Annotated in this window: 19 protein-coding genes; 6 read left to right on the top strand and 13 right to left on the bottom strand. The window is 75.8% G+C overall.

The annotated features are described in order from the left end of the window. Positions 1-144: 144 nt before the first annotated feature. Entirely contained in the window at positions 145-1,026 is an 882-nt protein-coding gene (locus ACRYR8_RS06435) for an alpha/beta hydrolase (protein ID WP_432483325.1), read from the bottom strand. Positions 1,027-1,162: 136 nt separating this feature from the next. On the opposite strand from ACRYR8_RS06435, the gene ACRYR8_RS06430 reads away from it, so the two are divergent. The 3 genes from ACRYR8_RS06430 (at position 1,163) to ACRYR8_RS06420 (ending at position 3,300) form a co-directional block, all read left to right on the top strand. Continuing rightward, positions 1,163-1,477, top strand: a complete 315-nt coding sequence (locus ACRYR8_RS06430) for an immunity protein CdiI family protein (RefSeq protein ID WP_432483323.1) — start codon at positions 1,163-1,165, stop codon at positions 1,475-1,477. A gap of 132 nt (positions 1,478-1,609) precedes the next feature. Then, the gene (locus ACRYR8_RS06425) at positions 1,610-2,218 is read left to right on the top strand and encodes a TetR/AcrR family transcriptional regulator (RefSeq protein ID WP_432483321.1); all 609 of its coding nucleotides are present in this window, start codon (positions 1,610-1,612) and stop codon (positions 2,216-2,218) included. Further along, positions 2,215-3,300 (top strand): PLP-dependent cysteine synthase family protein, encoded by a 1,086-nt coding sequence (locus tag ACRYR8_RS06420; RefSeq protein WP_432483319.1) that lies wholly within the window; start codon positions 2,215-2,217, stop codon positions 3,298-3,300. Before ACRYR8_RS06425 ends, ACRYR8_RS06420 begins: the two co-directional genes overlap by 4 nt. A gap of 94 nt (positions 3,301-3,394) precedes the next feature. Here ACRYR8_RS06420 and ACRYR8_RS06415 read toward each other — a convergent pair whose 3' ends face one another. After that, the gene (locus ACRYR8_RS06415) at positions 3,395-5,338 is read right to left on the bottom strand and encodes a VanW family protein (protein ID WP_432483317.1); all 1,944 of its coding nucleotides are present in this window, start codon (positions 5,336-5,338) and stop codon (positions 3,395-3,397) included. Between the two features lie 156 nt (positions 5,339-5,494). Between ACRYR8_RS06415 and ACRYR8_RS06410 the strand changes: the two genes are divergently transcribed. The 3 genes from ACRYR8_RS06410 to ACRYR8_RS06400 are packed head-to-tail and all read left to right on the top strand — an operon-like array spanning position 5,495 to position 9,074. Further along, positions 5,495-6,154 carry a TetR/AcrR family transcriptional regulator gene (locus ACRYR8_RS06410; RefSeq protein WP_432483315.1) on the top strand — a complete coding sequence of 220 codons (660 nt, stop codon included), beginning with the start codon at positions 5,495-5,497 and terminating at the stop codon, positions 6,152-6,154. Then, positions 6,151-6,870: an ABC transporter ATP-binding protein gene (locus ACRYR8_RS06405; protein ID WP_432483313.1), complete on the top strand. Its 720-nt coding sequence runs from the start codon at positions 6,151-6,153 to the stop codon at positions 6,868-6,870. The genes ACRYR8_RS06410 and ACRYR8_RS06405 overlap by 4 nt, the downstream gene beginning before the upstream one ends. Next, the gene (locus tag ACRYR8_RS06400) at positions 6,870-9,074 is read left to right on the top strand and encodes a YhgE/Pip family protein (protein ID WP_432483311.1); all 2,205 of its coding nucleotides are present in this window, start codon (positions 6,870-6,872) and stop codon (positions 9,072-9,074) included. Before ACRYR8_RS06405 ends, ACRYR8_RS06400 begins: the two co-directional genes overlap by 1 nt. A 42-nt stretch (positions 9,075-9,116) precedes the next feature. Here the strand turns inward: ACRYR8_RS06400 and ACRYR8_RS06395 are convergent, their stop codons facing one another. From ACRYR8_RS06395 to ACRYR8_RS06345, 11 genes are all read right to left on the bottom strand, one after another. Next, entirely contained in the window at positions 9,117-9,788 is a 672-nt protein-coding gene (locus tag ACRYR8_RS06395; protein WP_432483309.1) for a hypothetical protein, read from the bottom strand. 235 nt (positions 9,789-10,023) lie between these two features. Continuing rightward, a complete protein-coding gene (locus tag ACRYR8_RS06390) occupies positions 10,024-10,551 on the bottom strand; it encodes a CAP domain-containing protein (RefSeq protein WP_432483307.1) in 528 nt (175 codons plus the stop codon). A gap of 74 nt (positions 10,552-10,625) precedes the next feature. Then, positions 10,626-13,316: a diguanylate cyclase domain-containing protein gene (locus tag ACRYR8_RS06385; protein ID WP_432483305.1), complete on the bottom strand. Its 2,691-nt coding sequence runs from the start codon at positions 13,314-13,316 to the stop codon at positions 10,626-10,628. Between the two features lie 95 nt (positions 13,317-13,411). Continuing rightward, complete coding sequence (locus ACRYR8_RS06380) at positions 13,412-14,419, bottom strand: sugar phosphate isomerase/epimerase family protein (protein WP_432483303.1); 1,008 nt, start codon at positions 14,417-14,419, stop codon at positions 13,412-13,414. An 11-nt stretch (positions 14,420-14,430) separates the two neighbouring features. Beyond that, positions 14,431-15,627, bottom strand: coding sequence for a Gfo/Idh/MocA family protein (locus ACRYR8_RS06375; protein ID WP_432483301.1), 1,197 nt, complete (start codon positions 15,625-15,627; stop codon positions 14,431-14,433). A 151-nt stretch (positions 15,628-15,778) separates the two neighbouring features. Further along, complete coding sequence (locus ACRYR8_RS06370) at positions 15,779-16,912, bottom strand: Gfo/Idh/MocA family protein (RefSeq protein ID WP_432483299.1); 1,134 nt, start codon at positions 16,910-16,912, stop codon at positions 15,779-15,781. Then, complete coding sequence (locus ACRYR8_RS06365) at positions 16,909-17,700, bottom strand: ThuA domain-containing protein (RefSeq protein WP_432483297.1); 792 nt, start codon at positions 17,698-17,700, stop codon at positions 16,909-16,911. Before ACRYR8_RS06365 ends, ACRYR8_RS06370 begins: the two co-directional genes overlap by 4 nt. A 38-nt stretch (positions 17,701-17,738) precedes the next feature. Beyond that, complete coding sequence (locus ACRYR8_RS06360) at positions 17,739-18,608, bottom strand: carbohydrate ABC transporter permease (RefSeq protein ID WP_432483295.1); 870 nt, start codon at positions 18,606-18,608, stop codon at positions 17,739-17,741. 8 nt (positions 18,609-18,616) lie between these two features. Next, complete coding sequence (locus tag ACRYR8_RS06355; protein WP_432483293.1) at positions 18,617-19,585, bottom strand: carbohydrate ABC transporter permease; 969 nt, start codon at positions 19,583-19,585, stop codon at positions 18,617-18,619. Further along, positions 19,578-20,804, bottom strand: a complete 1,227-nt coding sequence (locus ACRYR8_RS06350; RefSeq protein WP_432483291.1) for a sugar ABC transporter substrate-binding protein — start codon at positions 20,802-20,804, stop codon at positions 19,578-19,580. The genes ACRYR8_RS06355 and ACRYR8_RS06350 overlap by 8 nt, the downstream gene beginning before the upstream one ends. A 104-nt stretch (positions 20,805-20,908) precedes the next feature. Beyond that, positions 20,909-21,919: a LacI family DNA-binding transcriptional regulator gene (locus ACRYR8_RS06345; protein WP_432483289.1), complete on the bottom strand. Its 1,011-nt coding sequence runs from the start codon at positions 21,917-21,919 to the stop codon at positions 20,909-20,911. Positions 21,920-21,976: the final 57 nt, after the last annotated feature.

The raw sequence follows: 21,976 nt of genomic DNA, 5'->3' as shown, positions 1-21,976 counted from the left end.
GCACTGCCGCCGACCGCACCTCCGGCGCACCCACCTCACCCCTCCGGCCCACCCCCGACCCCCGCGGTGGTCCGCGGTGGTCCGCGGTGGTCGAGGGAGCCGCGACTTCCTCGACCACCGCCGAGGCGGGGGACGAGGGCCGCCTCAGGCGGGACCGGCGAGGTCGGGCGCCGCCCGCAGCCAGGCGTCGACGCGGCGCACGCTCGCGCCGAAGCCCGGCTCCCCGGGCCGGTTCAGGTGGCCGTGGCGGGTGCCGGGCTCCAGCACGCACGCCACCGGCACCTGCGCGGCCACCAGCCGGGCCGCGAAGTCCTCCGCCGACCCGCGCAGGCCGTCCACCTCGCTGACCAGCACCAGCGCCGGCGGGAACCCCTCCAGCGGCGCGGTGCCGGGCGTCACCGCGGCCGGGGCACCCGCCGGGTCACCGCCGACGTAGCCGGCGTACATCTCCCGCACGGCGTCCGGGCCCCAGCGCTCCTCGCCCTCGGGGAGGGTCCCCAGGGCCCGCAGCGCCGCCGGGGAGGCGGCCGGCGGGACGGCGTGCAGGGTGGGGTATGCCAGCACCACCCCGGCGGGCAGCTCCTCCCCCGCCTCCAGCAGCCGCAGGACGGCGCCTGCCGCCAGGTTCCCGCCGGCGCTGGCGCCGCCGAGGAACGTGCGGGTGGCCGGCACGCCGGAGGCGGCGGCCAGGCCCCGGCCCCAGCGCCACGCCGCCAGGACGTCGTCGGAGGGCACGGGGTAGCGGGTGCCGTCGCCGGCCAGCCGGTACCCGACGGTCACGACGAGGTGCCCGGCGCGCTGCAGCGAGCGCGCCACCGCGTCCGACTCGGGCATGTCGAGGTCGCCCCGGGCGAACGCGCCGCCGTGGGCCCACACCAGCGCCGAGACCGGTGCGCCGCGCGGGACGTGGACGCGCACGTCCACGTCGCCGTGCGGCCCGGGGGCGCGGCGGTCCTCCACGACGCGTTCCCCGACGTCCTGAACGACGGCCTGCTGCACGACGGCCTGCTGCACGGTCTCCTGCACGGGTCCCTCCACACGTCGACGGGCGGTCGCCCGCGACGCTAGTGGACGCCGCGCGACCGGCAGGTGGCCACGGGGCGACCAGCGGACCACGCTCAGTGGTCGAGACCACCCCCGGGAGGCATCTACCCTCGACTGCGTGTTCGAGCGCTTGCGGCTGATGAGCGACTACCAGGCACCGACCCCCGTGTGGGCGCCCGCCGACGTGGGCGCGTTCGTGCTGTCCACCGCCCACCTGGACCACCTCGGCCTCGACGAGTCGCTGCGCACCCGCCTGCTGCGCTGGCAGGAGTACTTCGACGAGCACCACCCGGCCGACCTGTGCGGGTGGGACTCGCCGGGCTCGTGCCACCGGTACGCCAGCGAGGGCGAGCAGCTGCGCGAGGAGCTGGACCGCGCCCTGCCGGGCATCGGGGTGGACCTGGACCTGTGGCCGGTCCCCTCGGACGACTGACACCCGGCCCACGCGGTGGACCCGGTGGCGACGGTCGTCCCGGGCGCACCGGACGACACCGCGCCGGGCATCGGCCGCGGCCCCGCCGACGACCCCGGCGGGGCGCGGAGCATCGAGTGATACCTTGCGCCGGTGCTGGAGGAACCACGGGCCACCGCGCCGGCCCGGCGGATGTCCCGGGAGGGCCGCCGGGAGCAGATCCTCGACGCCGCAGCGGGTGTCGTGGCCCGCAGGGGTTTCGCCGGGACGAGCACCGACGCGATCGCACGGGCCGCCGGCGTCTCCCAGCCGTACGTGGTGCGCGCCTTCGGCGGCAAGGGAGCGCTGTTCGAGGCGCTGTTCAGCCGGGCCGCGCAGCGGACCGTCGACGCCTTCCGCGCCGCCCCCGCCGACGAGGCGCCGGACGACGCGCTCGGCCGGGCCCACCTGGACCTCGTGCGGGACGGTGACGACCTGCTGGTCCTCATGCACGGCTTCGCCGCCGGCTCCGACCCGGCCATCGGGGCGCTGGCGCGCTCGGCGGTGGCGGACGTCTACCGCACGGTCCGCGACCGCCTCGGCGACCCCGAGGCGGCCACCGCCTTCGTCGCCCGCGGGATGCTCACGAACGTCCTGCTCGCCATCGACGCGCCGGGGCGCTCCACCGACGACGCGGACCTGGCCGAGCTCACCGCCCGGGCGGGGGCCGCGGCCCACCCCGTCACCCCCGGCGCGGACGGCCACGGGGACGGGCAGCGGTGACCGCCCGGGCCAGCGGCACCGCCCGGGGCGGGGCACGGGCGTGGGTGCACCGGGCGGTGCGCCTGGTGGAGGCCGACGGCAACCGGAGCGCCGACACGCACCTGCGGGTGCTGCCCCTGCCGCCGGAGTGGGGCGTGCAGCTCTACCTCAAGGACGAGTCCGTCCACCCGACCGGGTCGCTGAAGCACCGCCTGGCGCGCTCGCTGTTCCTGTTCGGCCTGGCCAACGGCGACATCGGCCCGGGCACGACGCTCGTGGAGGCCTCCAGCGGGTCCACCGCGGTCTCCGAGGCGTACTTCGCGCGGATGCTGGGCCTGGAGTTCCTCGCCGTCGTGCCGCGCACCACGGCCGCCGCCAAGCTGGAGCTGATCCGCCGCCACGGCGGGCGCCTGCACCTGGTGGACCACCCCGGCGAGGTGTACGCCGTGGCCGAGGAGCTGGGCGCGCGGCCCGGGTGGCACTACCTGGACCAGTTCGCGATGGCCTCCACCGTCACCGACTGGCGCGGCAACAACAACATCGCCTCCTCGATCTTCGAGCAGATGGCGATGGAGGAGAATCCCGAACCGGAGTGGATCGTGGTGGGTGCCGGCACCGGCGGCACCAGCGCCACGATCGGGCGGTACTGCCGCCACACGCGCCGGCGCACCCGCCTGGCCGTCGCCGACCCCGAGGGCTCGGCGTTCGCCGAGGCGTGGCGCACCGGCTCCCGCGACGTCACCGCCCCCGGGTCGGCGATCGAGGGGATCGGGCGGCCCCGCGTGGAACCGTCGTTCGTGCCGTCGGTCATCGACCTCGTCGCCACCGTCCCCGACGCGGAGTCGGTGGCCGCGACCCGGTTGCTGCACGAGCGCCTCGGTGTCAGCGCGGGCCCCTCCACCGGCACGAACCTCGCGCTCGCGCTGCGGCTGGTGGACGGGATGCGCCGCGCGGGCGAGAGCGGCAGCGTCGTCACCCTCGTCTGCGACGGCGGCGCGCGCTACCTGGACACCTACGGCGACGACACCTGGGTGGCCTCCCGCGGCTGGGACGTGGCCGCGGCCCGCGCGGTGCTGGAACCGCTGTTCGGCGACGCCGGCTGAGCAGCGGAGCGGGCTGCGCGCCGCTGCTCCTGAACTCGTCCGTCGCCGCGTCGGCGGCCGGCAGCCGCGCGGCCAGGTCGGTGCCGGCGGGCCCCTACCCCGCCGGGGACGCGGGCGGGGCAGGGGGCGCGGCGGTGGGCGCAGTGGTGGGGGCGGTGGTGGACGTCGTGCCGCTGGGCGTGGGGGTCGGGCTGGGCCGCACCGTCGCCGGGTCGGGCCCGCACACCACGCGGTTCTGCGCGTTGTACGTGGTCGTCCAGCTCTCGCGCTGCTCCGCACCACCCCCCACGGGGGTCATGACGCGCGTGACCGTGACGTCGAAACCCGTGTTCGACGACTGCGGGGAGCAGTCCGAGCTCGTGTCGTAGATCGTGCGCGGGGTGCGGATGTTGCGGCGCGGGCTCTTCTCCGCGCGCACGTCCCAGCGCTTGGTGCCGTACATCGACACGGTGAGCTGGTTCCCGCTGATGCCGGCGGTGATGTAGACGCCGTGCCCGGAGTCGTTGCGGAAGCGGTTGTCGATGCTGCGCCAGTCGATCGTCGCCTCGCGCCCCTCGGGGTAGCGGGAGATGTAGAACGAGTGCGGCTTGTGCTCGATCTCGTCCAGGCCGGCGAAGAACACCGCGTTGAACAGCGTGGTGGACAGCTGGGAGACGCCGCCGCCGTAGCCCTCGACCAGGCGGCCGTTGGAGATGACGCCGGCGCGGTTGTAGCCGCGGGCGGGGGTGCGTTCGCCGACGGTGTCGTTCATGGAGAACTCCTCCCCCGGCCGCAGCAGGGTCCCGTCCACGGCGGCCGCGGCGATGCGGATGTTCTCGGTGCGGTCGCGGTCGGAGGTGAGGTTCGTGGTGAAGGTGGAGATCTGCTCGACGATCCCCAGGCCGGCCAGCTCCTCGGTGCCCAGCGCGGGCGGCGCGGGCACGAGCGTCACCTCGGCGCGACGGGTGGGCGGCGCGGGCGCGGCGGGGGTCGCCGTCGCCGACGGCGAACCCGACGGCGTCTGCGCCGGCGGTGCCGTGAGCGCCGCGACGACCGCCGCGGCCAGCGCGTCGGGCGGCACGTCGGCGCCCTCGACGGCCGGCACCACGCTCGGCACGGCGTCGGTGACCTCGATGCGGGCGTCCTGCGGCGCGGTCTCGAAGGCGGGGTCGGCGGCCAGGACGGCGGCCTCCAGCGCGGCGCCGTCGGCGACCAGCCCGGCCCGGCCGTCGACGGCGCGCACGGCCAGCGCGGGGGCGAAGGCGGGCGGGGCGAGGACGACCTCGCGCCCGCCGCCGGCGACGACGAGGTCCCCGGCGACGGCGGGGCGGGCGACCTGCTCCAGGGCGGTGGTGACGTCCTCGCCGTTCAGCGCGGGGCGCACGACGCGCGCGGCGACCTCGACGGGCTCGTCGGCGGGCCAGACGCCGGCGACGGCGTCCGCGGCGCGCTCGGCGTCCAGCGCCCGGCCGGGGGCGGGGTCGGTGGGGACGGGCTCGACGGCGGCGGGCGCGCCGTCCGCGCCGGGGCGCACCTCGAAGGTGACGGCACCCTCCACGGGGGGCTGCTCGACGGCCTCGGCGAGGGGTTGCAGACCGGTGCGCAGCGCGGCGCGGTCGACGTCGGTGACGGGCTGCTCCTCGCCGCCGCCGGCCAGGTGGTGCCACAGCTCGCGGGGGTCCCACGCGGGGCCGGTGAGGGCGCGGGCGGTGGCGGGCACGTCGACGGCGAGCCCGGCGGCGGCGGGGTCGACGGTGCCGTCGACGTCGCCGGTGGGGCTGGTCACGCGCACGGCGACGGGCCGGGCCGCCACCGCGGCGGCGGGGTCGGCGAGGGCCCGCTCGATCGCGGAGCGGTCCATGCCGCCGACGTCGGCGCCCAGGACCGTGGTGCCGCGCGGGGCCTGGCCGCCTGCGACGAGCGCGGCGGCGCTGTAGCCCCCGGCGAGGACGGCGGCGCCGGCACCGAGGCCGACGAGGAGACGGGTGCGCCCGCGGGGACTGCGCCTGCGGCGTCCCACCGCGTCCTGCTGCGCCGGCCGGTCCTGCCGATCGTGCACGTGCTCATCCCCCGCTCGCTGCGCGCGGCCTGCGCCGCGCAACCCCCCGGCCAGCCTAAGCAGCCCGCGGGAGTGGTCCGGCCACATCGGGCGGAGCCGCGGCGATCCACTCCGCATCCGATACGGAATGCATCGAGAGGGGCGTACGCTCCGCCCGTGACCACCGCCCCCGCGCACCCGCCGGCGCACCCCGCACGCCCCCGGGGCCCCCGCACCACCCGGCGCCGCGAGCAGACCCGCACCCGCCTGCTGGCCGCGGCCCTGGAGCTGCTCGCCGAGCAGGGCCTGGCCCGCAGCAGCGTCGAGGGCGTCTGCGAGCGCGCCGGCTTCACCCGCGGCGCCTTCTACTCCAACTTCGCCAGCATGGACGAGGTGGTCGCGGCCCTGTTCGCGCAGCAGGCCGGCCGCGTCCTGGGGCACGTCCGCGCGCGCCTGCCCCGCACCGGAGAGCCCACCGGCCTGCCCGACCTCGTCGCCCGCGTGCTGGACCTGCTCCCCGTGGACCGCCAGTGGCTCGCCGTGCGGGCGGAGTTCTCGGCGCAGGCGCTGCGCAACCCCGCCGCCGCGCAGGTGCTCACCACCGCGCGCGAGGAGCTGCTGACGCAGCTCGCACCGCTGCTGGCCGAGGGCCTCACCCGCGCCGGGCGCACCGCCACCGCCCCGGCGGCCGAGGTGGCCCGCGCCGTCCTCGCCGCGCACGAGGGCGCCACCGCTCCCGGCGCCGCGGCCGGTGGGCCCGGCCGCGGCTTCGAGGTGCGCCTGCTCACGGCCGTGCTGGAGGCGTTCTCCGCCCCCCTGCCCGCGGGTGCGCGGTGAGCGGCCGCCACGTGGAGCTGGCCGTGCGCGCCCGGGACCTGTCCCTGCGCAGCGGTGGCCGCGACGTCTTCACCGGCGTGGACGTGGACCTGCCCGTCGGCTCGATGCTCGTGGTGCGCGGCCGCACCGGCAGCGGCAAGACGTCGCTGCTGCTCACCCTCGCCGGGCGGATGCGCCCCACCCGCGGCTCCCTGCGCGTCCTGGGCCACGACCTGCCCGCGCGGGCCGGCGCCGTGCGCCGCCGCGTCGCCCTGGGCGAGGTGCGCGGCGTCAACGACCTCGACGACGCCCTCACCGTCGAGCAGCACGTCGCCGAGCGCCTCGTGCTGCACCAGCCGTGGTGGCGCCCGTGGACCGGGCGCGCGCAGGTCGACGACCTGCTGGACCGCGTCGAGCGCACCCTGGCCGGGACGGGCGGATCGGGCGGTGCCGTGCCGCCCCTGCACCGGCGTGAGTTCGTCAGCGACGTCGACCCGCTGGAGCGCACGGCGCTGGGCGTCGTGCTGGCCCTCGTGGGGCGCCCCGACGTGCTCGTCGTGGACGACGTGGACTCCCTGCGCCGCGTCGAGGACCGCCGCCGGGCGTGGCAGGCCCTGACCGTCCTGCGGCGCACCTCCACCGAACCCCTCACCGTCGTCGCCAGCTGCACCGACGACCCCGACCTGCCCCGAGGCGCCGACGCCGACACCCTCCTCCTCGACCTCCAGGACGCCTGATGCCCGCCCCGCGACGCGCACGCCCGCCCCGCTTCTCCCTGCCCGGCCTGGAGCTGGCCCGGTTCCGCCGCGCCGTCATCACCCGCCTGGCGCTGCTCACCGTCGTGCTGGTGCCGCTGGTGTACGGCGGGCTGTACCTGTCCGCCAACCACGACCCGGTCGGTGAGCTGGGGAACCTGCGGGCCGCGGTGGTCGACGCCGACGAGGCGGTGGGGGTCGCCGGCGCCGACGGCGCCGAACGCACCCTGGACGCGGGGGCCGACCTGGTGCGGACCCTCACCGGCCCCGGCGCGGACGCCGGCTTCACGTGGGAGGAGGCCACCGAGGCCCAGGCCGAGCGGGGTCTGCAGGACGGCACCTACGCCGCCGTCCTGCGGGTGCCGGAGGGCTTCTCCGCCGCGCTCGCCTCCGCCGGCGGCGACGACCCGCAGCAGGCGCGCCTCAGCGTGACCACCGACGACTCCGAGAACTACGTCATCGGCCAGGTCGCGAACACCGTGGCGACCTCGATCCGCACCCGGGTCGCCACCGGCGCCACGCAGGACCACCTGGAGAACGTCTACGTCGCGTTCCGCTCGATCCACGACTCCCTCGGCGAGGCCGCCGAGGGCGCCGAGCAGCTCGCCGCGGGTGCGCGCGAGGCCGGCGACGGGGCCGACCGGCTCGTCGTGGGGCTGGGGGACCTGAGCTCCGGTGCCGCCGAGCTGGTCGACGGCACCGGGGCGCTGCGCACGGGTGCGGGCGACCTCGCCGACGGCACCGCGGCCCTCGCCACCGGTGCCGGTGAGACCGCCTCGGGCGCCGGGGCGCTGAGCGTCGGGCTGGAGGAGCTGCGCACCGCCACCGCGGAGCTGCCCGCGCGGACCGGCCGGCTGGCCGACGGGGCGCAGGACGTCGCCGCCGGGGCCGCGCAGGTCGCCGGGGCCACCGCGCGGGCCGCCGAGGCCGCCGACGGCCTCGGTGAGCTGGGCTCCACCGCCGAGGAGGCGCTGCCCGCCCTCGACCGGCTCGTGGAGCGGGCCCGGGACCTGGCGGCGGCGAACCCGGGGGACGCCGAGCTGGCCGAGGCTGCGCGGCGCCTGCAGGAGCTGCGCGACGCCCTGGCCGCCACCGACCTGGCGGGCACCGCCCGGCGGGTCGAGGAGCAGGTCGACGCCCTCGCCGCCGGCGCGCAGCAGCTGTCGGCGGGGGCCGCGTCCGTCGCCGGCGGCGCCGCGGCGCTGGCCGGAGCCGCCCCCGCCCTGCAGCAGGGCGTCGCGGGCGCCGCCGACGGCGCCGCGGCGCTGGCCGGCGGGACCGGGCGGGTGGCCGCCGGTGCGCGCTCCGCAGCGGACGGCGTCGAGCAGCTCGCCGTCGGCGCGGCGCGGGTCGACGACGGCGCGGGCGCCCTGCTGAGCGGCGCGTCGCAGGCGCGCACGGGCGCCGGGGACCTGGCCGCCGGCACCGGGCAGCTGGCCGAGGGCGCGGGCACCCTGGCCGGGCAGCTGGCCGACGGGCGGGCGGGGGTCCCCGCCCACGACGAGGCGGACGCCGCCCAGCGCGCCGGCGTCGTCGCCGCCCCGGTCGAGGCCGAGCGGGTGCGCGCCCACGCGGTCGCCCACTACAGCGACGGGCTCGCGCCGCTGTTCGTGCCGGTCTCGCTGTGGGTGGGCGGCATGGTGACGTACATGGTGCTGCGGGCGGTGTCGGCCCGGGCGCTGGCCTCCACGGCCGGCTCGGTGCGCACCGCGGTGGCCGGGCTGCTGCCGGGTGCGGTGCTCGGCGTGCTGCAGGCGGTGGTGCTGGTGGCGGTGCTGCTGATCGCCGTCGGCGTCGAGTCCCCCTCGCCGCTGGCGACGGTGGTGTTCACGGCGCTGGTGGCGGTGTCCTTCACCGCTCTGCACCAGGCGCTGAACGCCCTGCTGGGCGGGGTGGGTCGCCTCGCGGCCCTCGTGCTGCTGGTCCTGCAGCTGACCGCCGCGGGCGGCACCTACCCGGTGGAGACCTCCCCGGCGTTCTTCCGCGCGATCCACCCGTACCTGCCGATGACCTACGCCACCGACGGGCTGCGCCACCTCGTCAGCGCCGGCCCGTCCGGCGCGGTGTGGCTGGACGTGGCGGCGCTGGCCGGTTTCGGGGCGCTGGGGCTGGCGCTCACGGCCCTGGCCTGCCACCGCCGGCGCACCTGGACGGTGGCCGAGCTGCACCCCAGCCTCAGCCTCTGACCCCCGCCCCGGCGCTCCCGAGGGCTGCCGCGAGGGCGCCGGTCAGGACGGCGGGAGCAGCCGCTCGGGGAAGCAGACGTTGGTGCGCTCGTCCGCGGGGGTGGAGGCGAAGACGCTGTCGCACCAGGTGCGCACGTCGTCCGCGTCGGCGAACGGCCCGGTGGCGAACGTCGTCCAGTAGGGGTTGCCGCGGGCGTCGACGGTGCCGGGGGCGAAGTCCGTGCTGGCCAGCACGAAGACGTCGCCCCCGGCGGTCCGGGAGGCGATCCGCCGGGTCTGCTCGAGGATGTCGGTGGCGTAGAAGGTGCTGCTGCCGTTGGCGGCGGTCTGCACCGGGTCGGTGGTGCCGACGCTCTTGGCGGCGAGCTGGGCGACCCACTGCCCCTGGGGCGGGTGCTCGGCCAGGCCCTGCCGGCGCAGCTCCCGCAGCGTCGCCAGGGCCCGCTCGTCGGCCGCGGCCCGCTCCCCCACGAGGGCGGCGCCGGAGCCTGCGGGGACCGTGGCGGTCGGGGTGGGGGTCCCGGGGCCCGCGCCCGGGGCGGAGACGCCCACGACGTCCGCGCCGAGGGCCGGCTGCCCGGTGCCGCCGAGGGTGCGCAGCGCCAGCAGCGCCACGAGGACGACCAGGACGACACCCAGGACGGCGCAGAGCCCCTGCAGGGCACGGGTGGTGAGCTGCGCGGCGGCGTGGTCCTGCCACGGTGCTCCCGACACGACGGCGTCCTCCCCGGCTGCTGCGCTCGATGCGCCTCCGGTCCGACGCACCCCGTCCGCGCCCGGTTCCCCGGGCGCTTCCCGCTCCCGCAGGATGCCGCGGGTGGGCCCGGGGCGCGCGCTGGAGCCCGTCGCGCGCCCCGGGCGGGGCGGGTGGCTGGAACGGGTGGTGCCGGCGGTGCCGCTGGTGCCGCTGGGACCTCGGGGGGAGCGGCCCGGGCGGCTCAGGAGCTGCTCAGAAGCCGGCGAAGACCTGCGTCCAGTAGGGCCCGGTGGCGCCGGGGGCCTCGGCGATCCCGACGAGCGTCAGGCGGCAGTCGAGGATGTTCGCGCGGTGCCCGGGGCTGGCCAGCCAGGCCTCGACGACGGAGGCCGCGTCGTAGCCGTGCGCGACGTTCTCGGCGGTGCGCCACGGCTGCACGCCGTGCGCGGCCAGGCGGACCCGGGGGGTGCTGCCGTCGGCGCCGACGTGGGTCATGCGGCCGGTGGCGGCCATCTCGGCGCTGTGGCCGGTGGCGGTGTCGGTCATGGCCTCGGCCACGGCCAGCGGAGCGCACCCGGCGTCGGCGCGGGCGGCGTTGGTGCGGTCCAGGACGAGCTGCACGCCCGGTTCGAGGGGGGCGGGGGCGGCGGGGAGGAGCTCGTGCGCGGAGGCGGGGGCGGCGCCGCACAGCGCCGCGGCGGTCAGCGCGGCGGCGGCGAGGGTGGCGGAGGTCAAGGTGGCGGGCAGGGTGGGGCGCTGGCGGCGGGGGGACGTCGTCATGACCTCGACCCAACCAGGTCACAGGATCTCCACGAGACGCCTGTGACCCAGGCCACAGCCGCTGGGTACCGATGTCACCTGCTGTCGACGCGGCCGACGTCCGCGGCAGCCACCGGTTCACCCGCGCGCCCCCGCGCACGGCCGTGCACGTGCACCCGCCCCCCGCCGGCGCGCTTGGCCGCGTACATGGCCGCGTCCGCCTCGTGCAGCAGCGCGGGCACCGCGGACGTCCCGTCACCGGTGCTCACGCCGATGCTCGCGCCGACCACGGCGTCCAGGGTCGCGCCCGTGACCTGCAGCCGGACCGGGGAGCGCAGCCGGTCCAGGACGCGCTCGCCGACGGCCACCAGGTCCGCCTCCCGCACCGGTCCGGGGCAGACGACCGCGAACTCGTCGCCGCCCAGGCGCGCGACCGTGTCGCCCGGGCGCACGCAGGTGAGCAGCAGGTGCGCGACCCGGCGCAGCAGCGCGTCACCGGCCTCGTGACCGGCGGTGTCGTTCACGGCCTTGAACCCGTCGAGGTCCAGGTAGAGCACGCCGAGGCCCCCGCCGACGCGGGCCGCGGAGGTGATGGCCCCCTCCAGCCGGTCCTGCAGCAGCGTCCGGTTCGGCAGGCCGGTCAAGGCGTCGTGCAGCGCCTGGTGGACGAGGCGCTCCTCGCCGGCCCGGCGTTCGGTGACGTCCTCGAGCAGGCACAGCAGCAGCGGCTCGCCGTCGCGCGGGCGCAGCAACGTCGCGGTCACCTCGCCGACGACCGCGCCGCCCTCGGCGTGGGTGAACGCCGCGTCCAGGGTCGTCTCGGGCACCGCGCCCGAGACCACCGCCGCGAGCGCGTCGCGGAACCGCCCGCCCCCGGCGGGCTCGACGAGGTCGGTCAGGGACAGGCCGAGCAGCGACTCCTGCGGGTGCCCCGAGAACCGGCGCACCGAGCGGTTGGTGCGCAGGACCCGGCCCGGCCCGCCGTCCTCGATCCCGGCGAGCACGATGCCCACGGGGTTGCGGTCGAACGCGGCGCGGAACAGCGCCTCGGACTCCTCCAGGCGCTGCTCGGCCGCCAGCTGGGCCGTGATGTCGGTGGCCAGGGTGGTGTAGCCCGTGACGCGGCCGTCGTCCGTCATGGCGGCGCAGGTCACGCTCACCGGCACCAGGCTGCCGTCGCGGCGGCGGTAGCGGGCACGGAAGGTCACCGGCCGCCCGCCGAGATCGCCCGTGAAGAAGTCCGCGGGGCCGCGCATCCGCAGCTGGTCCGCGACCTGCTGCAGGCTGGCCGAGTCGTACAGCTCCAGCACGCCGCGCCCCAGCACCTCCGGCTCCGTCCAGCCGAGGACGCGCTCGGCGCCCTCGTTGAACACGGTGATGGCGCCGTGCGGGTCGCAGGCCACGATCGCGTGCTCGGTCGCGGCGTCCAGGACGCTCGCGAACAGGTCGTGGGCGCGGGCCACCTCGTCGGTCGCCGCGCGCACCTCGGTGACGTCGCGCAGGGCCGCGACGGCCCCGCCGCTCCATGACGCCCCCGGGGCCACGGCCAGCGGGCGGGCGCTGACGCTGACGAGGCGACCGGCCGGGTGGGCCGGCGTCACCAGACGCCCCTCGACGCCGTCGACGGGCACCCCGCCCAGGGCCCGCACCACCGGCAGGTCCTCGCGCTCGACCCGCGTGCCGTCGGGGCGGAAGAAGCCGTACCCGGACTCCGGGGCGGCCATCCCGGGGATGCCCACGTCGCCGAACAGGGCAGCGGCCGCCGGGTTGCGCAGCACCGCGTCCCCGCGGGCGTCCAGCACGGTGACCGCGTCGCTGGTGGAGGCGAACACCGCCGCCAGCAGGTCGGCCTGCTCGCGCACGCGCCGCGCGCTGCGCTCGCTCTCGGCCCGGTAGAGGGCCAGGACGAGCGTGATCAGGGCCATCACCCCCAGGTAGACCTCGGCGGCCACCACCTGCAGGGGGGCCGGGAGAGCGGCCCACGGGTCGTACCCCGCCCGGACGGCGACGACCACGGCGGCGCAGACGACGACGAGGTGGACCGTCACGGCGCGCAGGCTCTCGCGCAGCGCGGCCCAGACGGCGACGGGGAGCAGGCAGGAGATGATCGCGAACCCGGGCACCACCCAGAACGCGAGCGCGTACGTCAGCGCGGAACTCAGCACGATGCCGCAGCGCTCGAGCGCCGAGGCGTGCCGGTGCTCGCCGGCGGGACCACCGCCGATCCGCAGGGCGGCGGCCAGGACGATGAAGGCGCTGACGGCACCGTGCAGCAGCCACTGCGCACCCGACACCGGGCTCAGCCGATCGGGCACGCCGGCGAAGGCGAGCAGGGCGACGGGCACGGAGACGGCCGCGCCGACCGCGGTGCCCACGGCGAGGACCAGAAGGTCGCGGGGGGCGTGCAGCTCCAGCCCCGCCGGCCGCAGCGCGCGGTACGCCCAGGCGCTGGCGAGCCCGTGCGCGGTGATGGCGGCGGCCAGCAGGGGAACGCCCGCCGGTGGTGCGCCGGTGACGAGCATCACGAGCGACGTGACGGCGACGAGCAGGCAGGCGTCGAGCGCCCGCGCGCGGCGCCCGGGCGATCCCGCCAACCAGAGCACGGCCACGGCGGGCACGGGCGACAGCACCGGCACCGTGCCGGCGAACTGGGCAGCGTGACCCGCGACGACGGCCACCGCCATGAGGCAGGCGAAGACGGCACGGCGCAGCCACGGGCGCCGCCCGAGGGCGGCGGGTTCCCCGACCAGCGGGGTGAGACGCTCCGCGGTGCGCAGGGCGACCACCTCCCGGCCGATGCCTCCTCGCGCGCGCCCGGGGTTGGACGCACCAGGATCCGGCATCGGCCGGGAGGCGGCCCACCTTGAGCGGGCCGGCCCCCTCAGCCCTTGGAGCTGAAGGCCGCGTCGAACGCCGCGGACGGCGGCTGGATCAGCTCACCGATCCGGCGCACGAACGCCAGCGCGTCCGGGGCGCCGCGGAGGCGGTCCACCCCGGCGTCCTCCCACTCCACGCTGGTGGGGCCCTCGTAGCCGATCTGGTTCAGCTGGCGGAAGATCGCCTCCCACGGCACGTCGCCGTGCCCGACGGAGACGAAGTCCCAGCCGCGACGGGAGTCCGCCCACGGCAGGTGGGAGCCCAGACGGCCCGCGCGGCCGTCGAGCTGCTTCTTGGAGTCCTTGCAGTGCACGTGGTAGATCCGGTCGGCGAAGTCGCGCAGGAACCCGACCGTGTCCAGGTCCTGCCACACGAAGTGGCTGGGGTCGAAGTTCAGCCCGAACGCCTCGCGGTGGCCGATGGCCTCCAGCGCCCGCTTCGTCGTCCAGTAGTCGTACGCGATCTCGGACGGGTGCACCTCGTGGGCGAACTTCACGCCCACCTCGTCGAAGACGTCGAGGATGGGGTTCCAGCGGTCGGCGAAGTCCTGGTAGCCGCGTTCCACCATCGACTCCGGGGTGGGCGGGAACATCGCCACCGTGTGCCAGATCGAGGAGCCGGTGAAGCCGGTGACGGTCTTCACGCCCAGCTTGGCGGCGGTGCGCGCGGTGTCCTTGACGTACTCCGCGGCGCGCTGCCGCACGCCCTCGGGGTCGCCGTCGCCCCACACCTGCTCGGACACGATGTCCCGGTGCCGCTCGTCGATGAGGTCGCACACCGCCTGGCCGGTCAGGTGGCACGAGATCGTCCACACCTTCAGGCCGTGCTTCTCCAGCGTGGCCTTCTTCTCGGCGATGTAGTCGTCGTCGCGGGCACCGCGGGCGGAGTCCAGGTGGTCGCCCCAGGTGGCGATCTCCAGCCCGTCGAAGCCCCACTCGGAGGCGAGCCGGCACACCTCCTCGAACGGCAGGTCGGCCCACTGGCCGGTGAACAGGGTCACGGGACGAGGCATCGTCGCTCTCCTCAGATCTCGGTGTAGGCGGACGAGTTCTCGGCGCTGCGCTGCACCGCTTCCAGCACCTTCTGCACCTGCAGGCCGTCGGCGAAGGACGGCGACGGGTCGCGGCCGTCGGCGATCGCGCCGAGGAACTCCTGCAGCTCGTGCACGAACGGGTGGTCGTAGCCCAGGCCGTGCCCGGCCGGCCACCAGTTCGACACGCCGGGGTGCTCCGGCTCGGTCGCCAGGATCCGGCGGAAGCCGTTCTCGGCGTCGGGCAGGTCGCCGTCGAAGAACCACAGCTCGTTCATCGACTCGAAGTCGAACGCGAGCGACCCGCGCGAGCCGTTGACCTCGATGCGCATGCCGTTCTTGCGGCCCAGCGCCATGCGGGTGGCCTCGAAGGTCATCAGCGCGCCGCCGTCGCCGCGGCCGAAGAACACCGCCGCGTCGTCCACGGTGACCTCGCCGCGCTCGGCGGAGGCCTCGGCGCCCAGGCCGGTGTTCCGGCCGGTGCGGGCCGCCTCCAGCGGGCGGGTCTTGACGAACGTCTCCAGCGTGCCGTTGACGCCCACCAGCCGTTGGCCGGTGATGAACTGCGCGGCGTCGACGATGTGCGAGCCGATGTCGCCCAGCGCACCGGCGCCGGAGCGGTCCTTCTGCAGCCGCCACGTCAGCGGGAACTCCGGGTCGACGATCCAGTCCTGCAGGTACAGGGCGCGCACCTGGCGCACCTCGCCGAGACGGCCCTGCGCGACCAGCTGCTGCGCCAGGCCGATGGCGGGCACCTTGCGGTAGTTGAAGGCCACCATGCTGCGCACGCCGCGCGCGGAGGCCGCCTCGGCGGCCGCGGTCATCCGCTCGGCCTCCTCCACGGTCTTGGCCAGGGGCTTCTCGCAGATGACGTGCTTGCCGGCCTCCAGGGCCGCGATGGCGATCTCGGCGTGGCTGTCGCCCGGGGTGAGGACGTCGACGACCTGGATGTCGTCGCGCTCCAGCAGCGGGCGCCAGTCGTCCACGCCCTCCTCCCAGCCGAACTGCCGGGCCGCCGCGGCGGCGCGGCCGGCGTCGCGCCCGGCCAGGGCCACCCGGCGGGTGCGGAAGCGCGGCTCACCGACGTGGTCGACGCTGCGCCAGGCGTGGGAGTGGACGGCGCCCATGAAGGAGTGGCCGACGACGGCCACCCCCAGCTCGGGCAGTTCGTTCGGTGTGGGCTCGGACACCTGGGACCTCCTCGTCGTCGCGGCGATCGTACTGATCCGGTTCAGCTCCCGGAACACCCCGCCCCCCTACCCCCCACCTCGCGGTGGTCGAGGACGTCGCCACTCCCTCGACCACCACGAGGCGGGGGGAGGGGGCGAGGGGGCGGGCGGGTCAGGCGGCGGGCCGGGCGGAGCCGGCGGGCACGCGCGCCGCCAGGGCGTCGCGCACCGACGTCCACGACCCCAGCACCGCCCGCACGTCCTCGCGGCGCTCCTGCGCCAGGGCGCGCTCGTGCGCCCGCTCCAGCACGTCGTCCACGCGCACCCGCGCGCCCGTGGTGGCCGAGGTCACCGCGGCCTCCACCATGACCAGGCTCATGACGTTCTCGTGGACCTCCCCCATCGGGACCTCCCCCGTGCGCAGGGCGCGCGCGAACGCCCGCAGCGAACCGGCGATCTCCCGGCCCGGGTCCTCGCCGGCGGCGGCCACGACCCCGTCGGCGGCCTCCAGGACGGGCGGCCCCTCGCCGTCCCACAGGGCCGAGCCGCCCGAGGCGGACAGCCGCCACGAGCCGTTCCACGACGTCTCCAGGCCCGGCGCGCACCAGCTGCCGGTGTAGGCGTAGCGCACACCACCGGTCATCTCGAAGACGGCGCTGGCCGCGGCGTCCCCGGCGTACCAGCTGCCCGGCGGGTTGAACTCCTCGCAGTAGACCGACACCGGCTCGGCGTCCAGCAGGAAGCGGGCGGTGTCGAAGGGGTGGATGGCCATGTCCAGCAGCAGCGGGTGGTCCATCTCCTCCCGGAAGCCGCCGAAGTGCGGCGCCTTGAAGAACTCGGTCGTCAGCACGCCCGGCTGCCCCAGCACCCGCGCCTGCTCCTTGAACGCGAACAGGTGGGCGTTGTAGCGGCGCGACTGGCTGACCACGAACAGCCGGCCGGTCACCTGCGCGGCGGCCGCCAGCGACAGCGCCTGCGCGACGTCCTCGGCGACGGGCTTCTCCCCCAGCACCGGCAGCCCGGCGAACAGCGCCGCCGTGGTCACCGGGTGGTGGGCCCGCGGCACCGTGACGTTGACGACGGCGTCCGCCCCGGTGGCCCGGGCCAGGTCGACGGCGTCGCGGCCCAGCGGCACGCCGGGCACCCCGGCCTCGGCGACGGCCGCGGCCGCCACGTCCCGGTCGAGGTCGACCACGCCGGCCAGCTCCACGTCGGGGTCGGCGAGGATCGTGCGCAACCACGCCCGCCCCATGCCGCCGGCGCCGACGAGGACGACGCGCAGCACCTCGCCCGCCCCGCTGCTCACTCGGACGCCTCCCCGGCGTCCGCGCGCAGCGCCCCCCGGTAGCCGTGGCCGTTGTAGAAGTCCTCGGTCTCGTAGCGCAGCAGCGTGGGCAGCGCCCGCTCCGGGCGCCGGGTGACGGCCCACTCGACCGCGTTGGAGATCACCTTGCGGACGCCCTCGTGGAAGTAGGTGGGGTACTCCTGGTCACCGGGACGGAAGTAGAAGATCTTGCCGTGCCCGCGCTTGAAGGTGCAGCCGGAGCGGAACACCTCTCCACCGGAGAAGGAGGAGATGAACACGAGCTCGTCGGGCGCGGGGATGTCGAAGAACTCCCCGTACATCTCGTCCTCGTCGATGATCATGGGGTGGGGGACGCCCTGCGCGATGGGGTGCGTGGGGTCGACCGTCCACACCAGCTCGCGGTCGTGCTCGGCGCGCCAGCGCAGCGTGCACGTGGTGCCCATGAGCCGGGTGAACACCTTCGACCAGTGCCCGGAGTGCAGGACGATCAGGCCCATGCCCTCCAGGACGTGGCGCTGCACCCGTTCGGCGACCTCGTCGGACACCTCGCCGTGGGCGGCGTGCCCCCACCAGGTGAGGACGTCGGTGCCGCGCAGGACCTCCTCGGTCAGGCCGTGCTCGGGTTCGTCCAGGGTGGCGGTGCGGACCACGGCGCTCTCGCCCAGGTTGGCCTCGATGCCCTGTGCGACGGCGCCGTGCATGCCGTCGGGGTAGCGCTTCGCGACCTCGGGTTCGAGCTGCTCGTGGCGGTTCTCGCCCCAGACGGTCACGCGGATCGGGTCGGTCACGGGTCCTCCTCGGGACTGTCGTGGTTCGGTTTCGTCCCTCAGGACTTGACGGCTCCGCCGGTCACCCCGGTCGCCACGTAGCGCTGGGCCACGAGCAGCAGGGCGATGGCGGGCAGCGACGACAGCACAGCCGTCGCCATGATCGGGGACCAGTCGTTCACGAAGCTGCCGACGTACGTGTACAGGCTCAGCGTGATCGGACGGACGTCCTCGGTGGTGGTGAGCGTGAGGGCGAACAGGAAGTCGCCCCACGCGAACAGGAACGTGAACAGGCCGGCGGTGATGAGGGCGTTGCGCGCCATGGGCAGCACCACGGACACGAAGGCCCGAACGTGCCCGGCACCGTCGACGTAGGCGGCCTCCACGATGGAGCGCGGGATCCCGCCCATGAAGGCGCGCATGACGAGGATGGAGAACGGCACACCCGCCGCGGAGTCGGCCAGGATCAGCCCGCCGATGGTGTTGAGCATGCCCAGGTCGCTGTACGCGCTGTACAGGGCGTTCGCGACGACGATGCCGGGGACCATCTGGGTGATGAGGATGCCGAACAGCACGGGCGTCGCCCAGCGCAGCTCGAACTGGGCCATCGCGTAGGCGGCGGGCGTGGCGATGAGCAGGCTGAACACCACGCTGCCCAGGCCGACCAGCAGGCTGGTGACGAGGTTGCCGCCCTGCTCGCGGATCGCGGTCGCGTAGCCGTCGAGGGTGAGGTCGAACGGCAGCCACGGGGTGGCCACCGCTCCCCCGGCCGGCTGCAGGGAGACGTTGAGCATCCAGTACAGCGGGAACAGCATGAAGGCGATGATGGCCACCCCGATGACGGTGTGACCGAGGCGGCGCGGCTGCCGGGCCCGGGCGCGCCGGCCCCCGGGCGCGGTGCTCGCCGCGGGTTTCGTCGTGGTGCTCACGGTTCTCCTCACTCGTCCACGGCGCGGCGGTTCATCCGCAGGTACACGACGGCGAAGGCCAGCGAGAGCAGGACGAGGATGTTGCCGAGGGCGGCACCCTGCCCGAAGTCGAACTGGCGGAACGACACGGCGTACGACAGCGTCGCGATGGTCTGGGTGGAGTTCGCGGGGCCGCCGTTGGTGAGCCCCAGGATCACGTCCAGGACCTTCAGGGTGTAGACGACCCCGAGCACCAGGACCACGGTGACGACGGGCCGCAGCATCGGCCAGGTGATGTGGCGGAACGCTCGCCACCCCGTGGCCCCGTCGAGGGCCCCCGCCTCGTACAGCTCGTCGGGGATCTCCTGCAGACCGCCGTACAGGATCGTCATGTTGAAGGGGATCCCCAGCCAGATGTTGACGCCGATGACCGCGACGAGCGCGAGCGTGGTGCTGGTCAGCCAGTCGGGGCGCGCCTCGACGAAGGGCAGGAGGGTCAGCAGCCGGTTCAGCACCCCGTTGTCGGTGTCCAGGATCCAGCGCCACACGGCGGTGGCGGCGATCATGGGGATCAGCCACGGCAGCAGCATCAGCGAGCGCAGGAACCCGGACAGCGGGAAGCGGCGGCGGAAGAAGACCGCGATGGCCAGCCCCAGGACGAACTGCCCCACGATGGAGCCCACCGTGAACAGGACGGTGTTCAGCAGCGCCCGGTCGAAGACGGCCGAGGACAGCACCGCGGTGTAGTTGTCCAGGCCCACCCACGGCGCCTCACCGGTGTAGAAGGTGGAGGTCGTGTAGGCCTGGAACCCCATGACGACGTTCTTGACGACGGGGTACCCGAAGAACAGCAGCAGGTAGGCGACCGCGGGGGCCAGGAAGGCGACCTCGACGAGCCGGGTGCGCACGTTCCGCCCGCCGCGCCGGGGCGCGGGGGCCGGGCCCCCCGGGGCCCTCGTGCGGCCGGGTGCCCGCTCCGCGGCGTGGACCTCAGCCATCCTGGGCCTGCCGCAGGGCGTCCGCCGGGGTCATCCCGCCCACGAGGGCGTTCTGGACCGCGGTGTAGATCTTCGTGGCGGCGTCGGGCCACTCCTCGCCCAGCTGCCCGGTGCGCGAGCGCAGGTCGGGGACCTGCTCGGCGAAGGAGGCCAGCGCCGGCACCTGGGCCACGGCCTCGTCGGTCAGCTCCGGCTTGGTCGGCACGGTGTTCGTCCCGACGGCCGCCGCGACCATGTTCTCGTCGGAGTTCAGGCACTGCACGAACTCCGCGGCCTTGGCCTGCTTCTCCTCGTCGCCCGTCCGCGGGACCGTCCACGTCTCCCCGCCGAACGGGGAGACCACCGGGGTGCCGGCGGTGGGCGCGGGGATCGGCACGATGCCGTACTCCAGGTCGGGGTTCTCGGCCAGCGAGCCGAAGTTCCACGGGCCGTTGACCATCATGGCGGCGTTGCCCGCCTTGAACTGGTCGGCCACGTCGGCCTGGCCCCAGGTGACGACCGACTTCGAAGCGGCCCCGGAGGAGACCAGGTCCACCCACAGCTGCAGCGCCTCCTCCGTCTCGGAGGTCGCGATGTCCCGTTCGTCGCCGCCGTTGGACCACATGAACGGCAGGAACTGCCAGGTCCCCTCGAAGCTGTTCATGGCGGAGAACGCGACGCCGTACTGGTCGCCCTGCGTGAGCGCCTGCGCGGTGGTCCGCAGCTCGTCCCAGGTGGTGGGCGGCTGCAGCCCGGCCTCCTCGAAGATCGCCTCGTTGTAGAACAGGGCGATCGTGTTGGTGACCGGCTGCAGGCCGTACAGCTCGCCCTCGTAGGTGGAGGCGTCGACGACGCCCTCGGCGTACCCCTCGGTGGTGACGCCGTAGTCGCCCAGCGGGGCGAGCGCGCCGGTGGCGGCGATCTGCTGCAGGTCGGGGTTGTCGAGCATGAGGACGTCGGGCAGCGTGCGCGAGGAGCTCTGCTGCAGCACCTTGGAGATGAGGGTCTCCCCCGGCACGGACTCGCGCTCGACCGTCACCCCCACCTCGGTGCCGCAGTCCTCCAGGAGGCCCTGCCACACCGTCTTGTTGGGGTCGTCGTTGTGGTAGTCCAGCACGCGCAGGGTGTTCGGGTCGCCGGAGGTGGTGCCACCCCCGCTGCCGCCGCCGCAGGCGCCCAGCGCCAGGGGCAGCAGCGCCAGGGCGGCGACGCCTGCGCGCACGGTTCCTCGTCGAGCCATGTCGTTCTCCTCGTCCTGCCCGCGGCTGTGCGGGCTGTCGGCGATCGGTCGTCGATGCGTATCGATGAACGTCGTGCTGCGGCCCCTGCTGGAACCGCGGTGGGTCAGCCGGCGCTGCGCACGGAGCGCCGGCGGGTGAGCTGCGCCGGCACCCGGCGCACCTCGCCGGGGGCCGACGGGTCCTCGAGCAGCGCGAACAGCCACTCCATGGCCTGCCGCGACACGTCCCGCGGCTGCGTGGACACCGCCGTCAGCGGCACGGACTGCGCCTCGGCCTCCGCGTCGGTGGCCAGCGCGACGAGGTCGACGTCGCGCCCCGGCACCAGCCCCCGGCGCACCAGGGCGTTGACGACCTCCTGCGTGCCCGTCGTCGTCAGCAGCCCCGGCGGTGCACCGGGCCCGGCCAGCAGGTCCGCCAGGCACCGTTCGGCGGCCTCCTGCCCGGCCGGGACCGCGCACCAGCGCAGCGCGACCCCGTGCTCGGCGGCCGCCGCCGCGGCGGCGGCCCGGAACCGCGGCACGTAGTTGATGCCGCGCTCCTCGACCTCGGGGCTCCAGCCCAGCACCGCCACCTCGCGCGCACCGGCGCCGGCCAGCTCCGCCACCAGCAGGCGTGCGGCGGTCTCGAAGTCGAAGTCGATGCAGTGCAGGTCCGCCGCGTCGTCCGGCACCCCGATGAACAGGGTCGGCCGCGCCATCGCCCGCGCCACCGCGGCCCGCTCGTCCTGCGCGCGGACCTCCATGACGACGACCGCGTCGCACAGCGCACCACCCGCGACCCGCTGCAGGGCACCGGGTCCCTCGTCGGCCGTGACGATGAGCAGGTCGTGGTCGTGGGCGCGGGCGGCCAGGGCGATCTCCTCGACGAACGCCATCAGCCCGTGCGCGCTCAGGGGGCTGCGGAACGGCACCACGGCCGCGACGACGTGGGTGCGCTGGCTGGCCAGCGCCCGCGCCCCCGCGTGCGGCTGGTACGTCAACTGCGCCATCGCGTCCTCGACGAGCCGGCGGGTCCTCTCCGAGATGGGGCGCTTGCCGCTCATCACGTAGGAGACGGTGCTCTGCGAGACGCCGGCGATGCGCGCCACGTCCTTGCTGGTCGGGACCCGAGCCACGTCGCCTCCTCCACGCTCGCCGTCGATGCGTATCGAGGAGGACCGTACCCGTCCCGG

The sequence above is a fragment of the Kineococcus esterisolvens genome, from assembly GCF_050871405.1.
GTDB lineage: Bacteria > Actinomycetota > Actinomycetes > Actinomycetales > Kineococcaceae > Kineococcus.
Note: the sequence above shows the minus strand (reverse complement) of the source record. Positions and strands in the feature narration are given on the sequence as shown.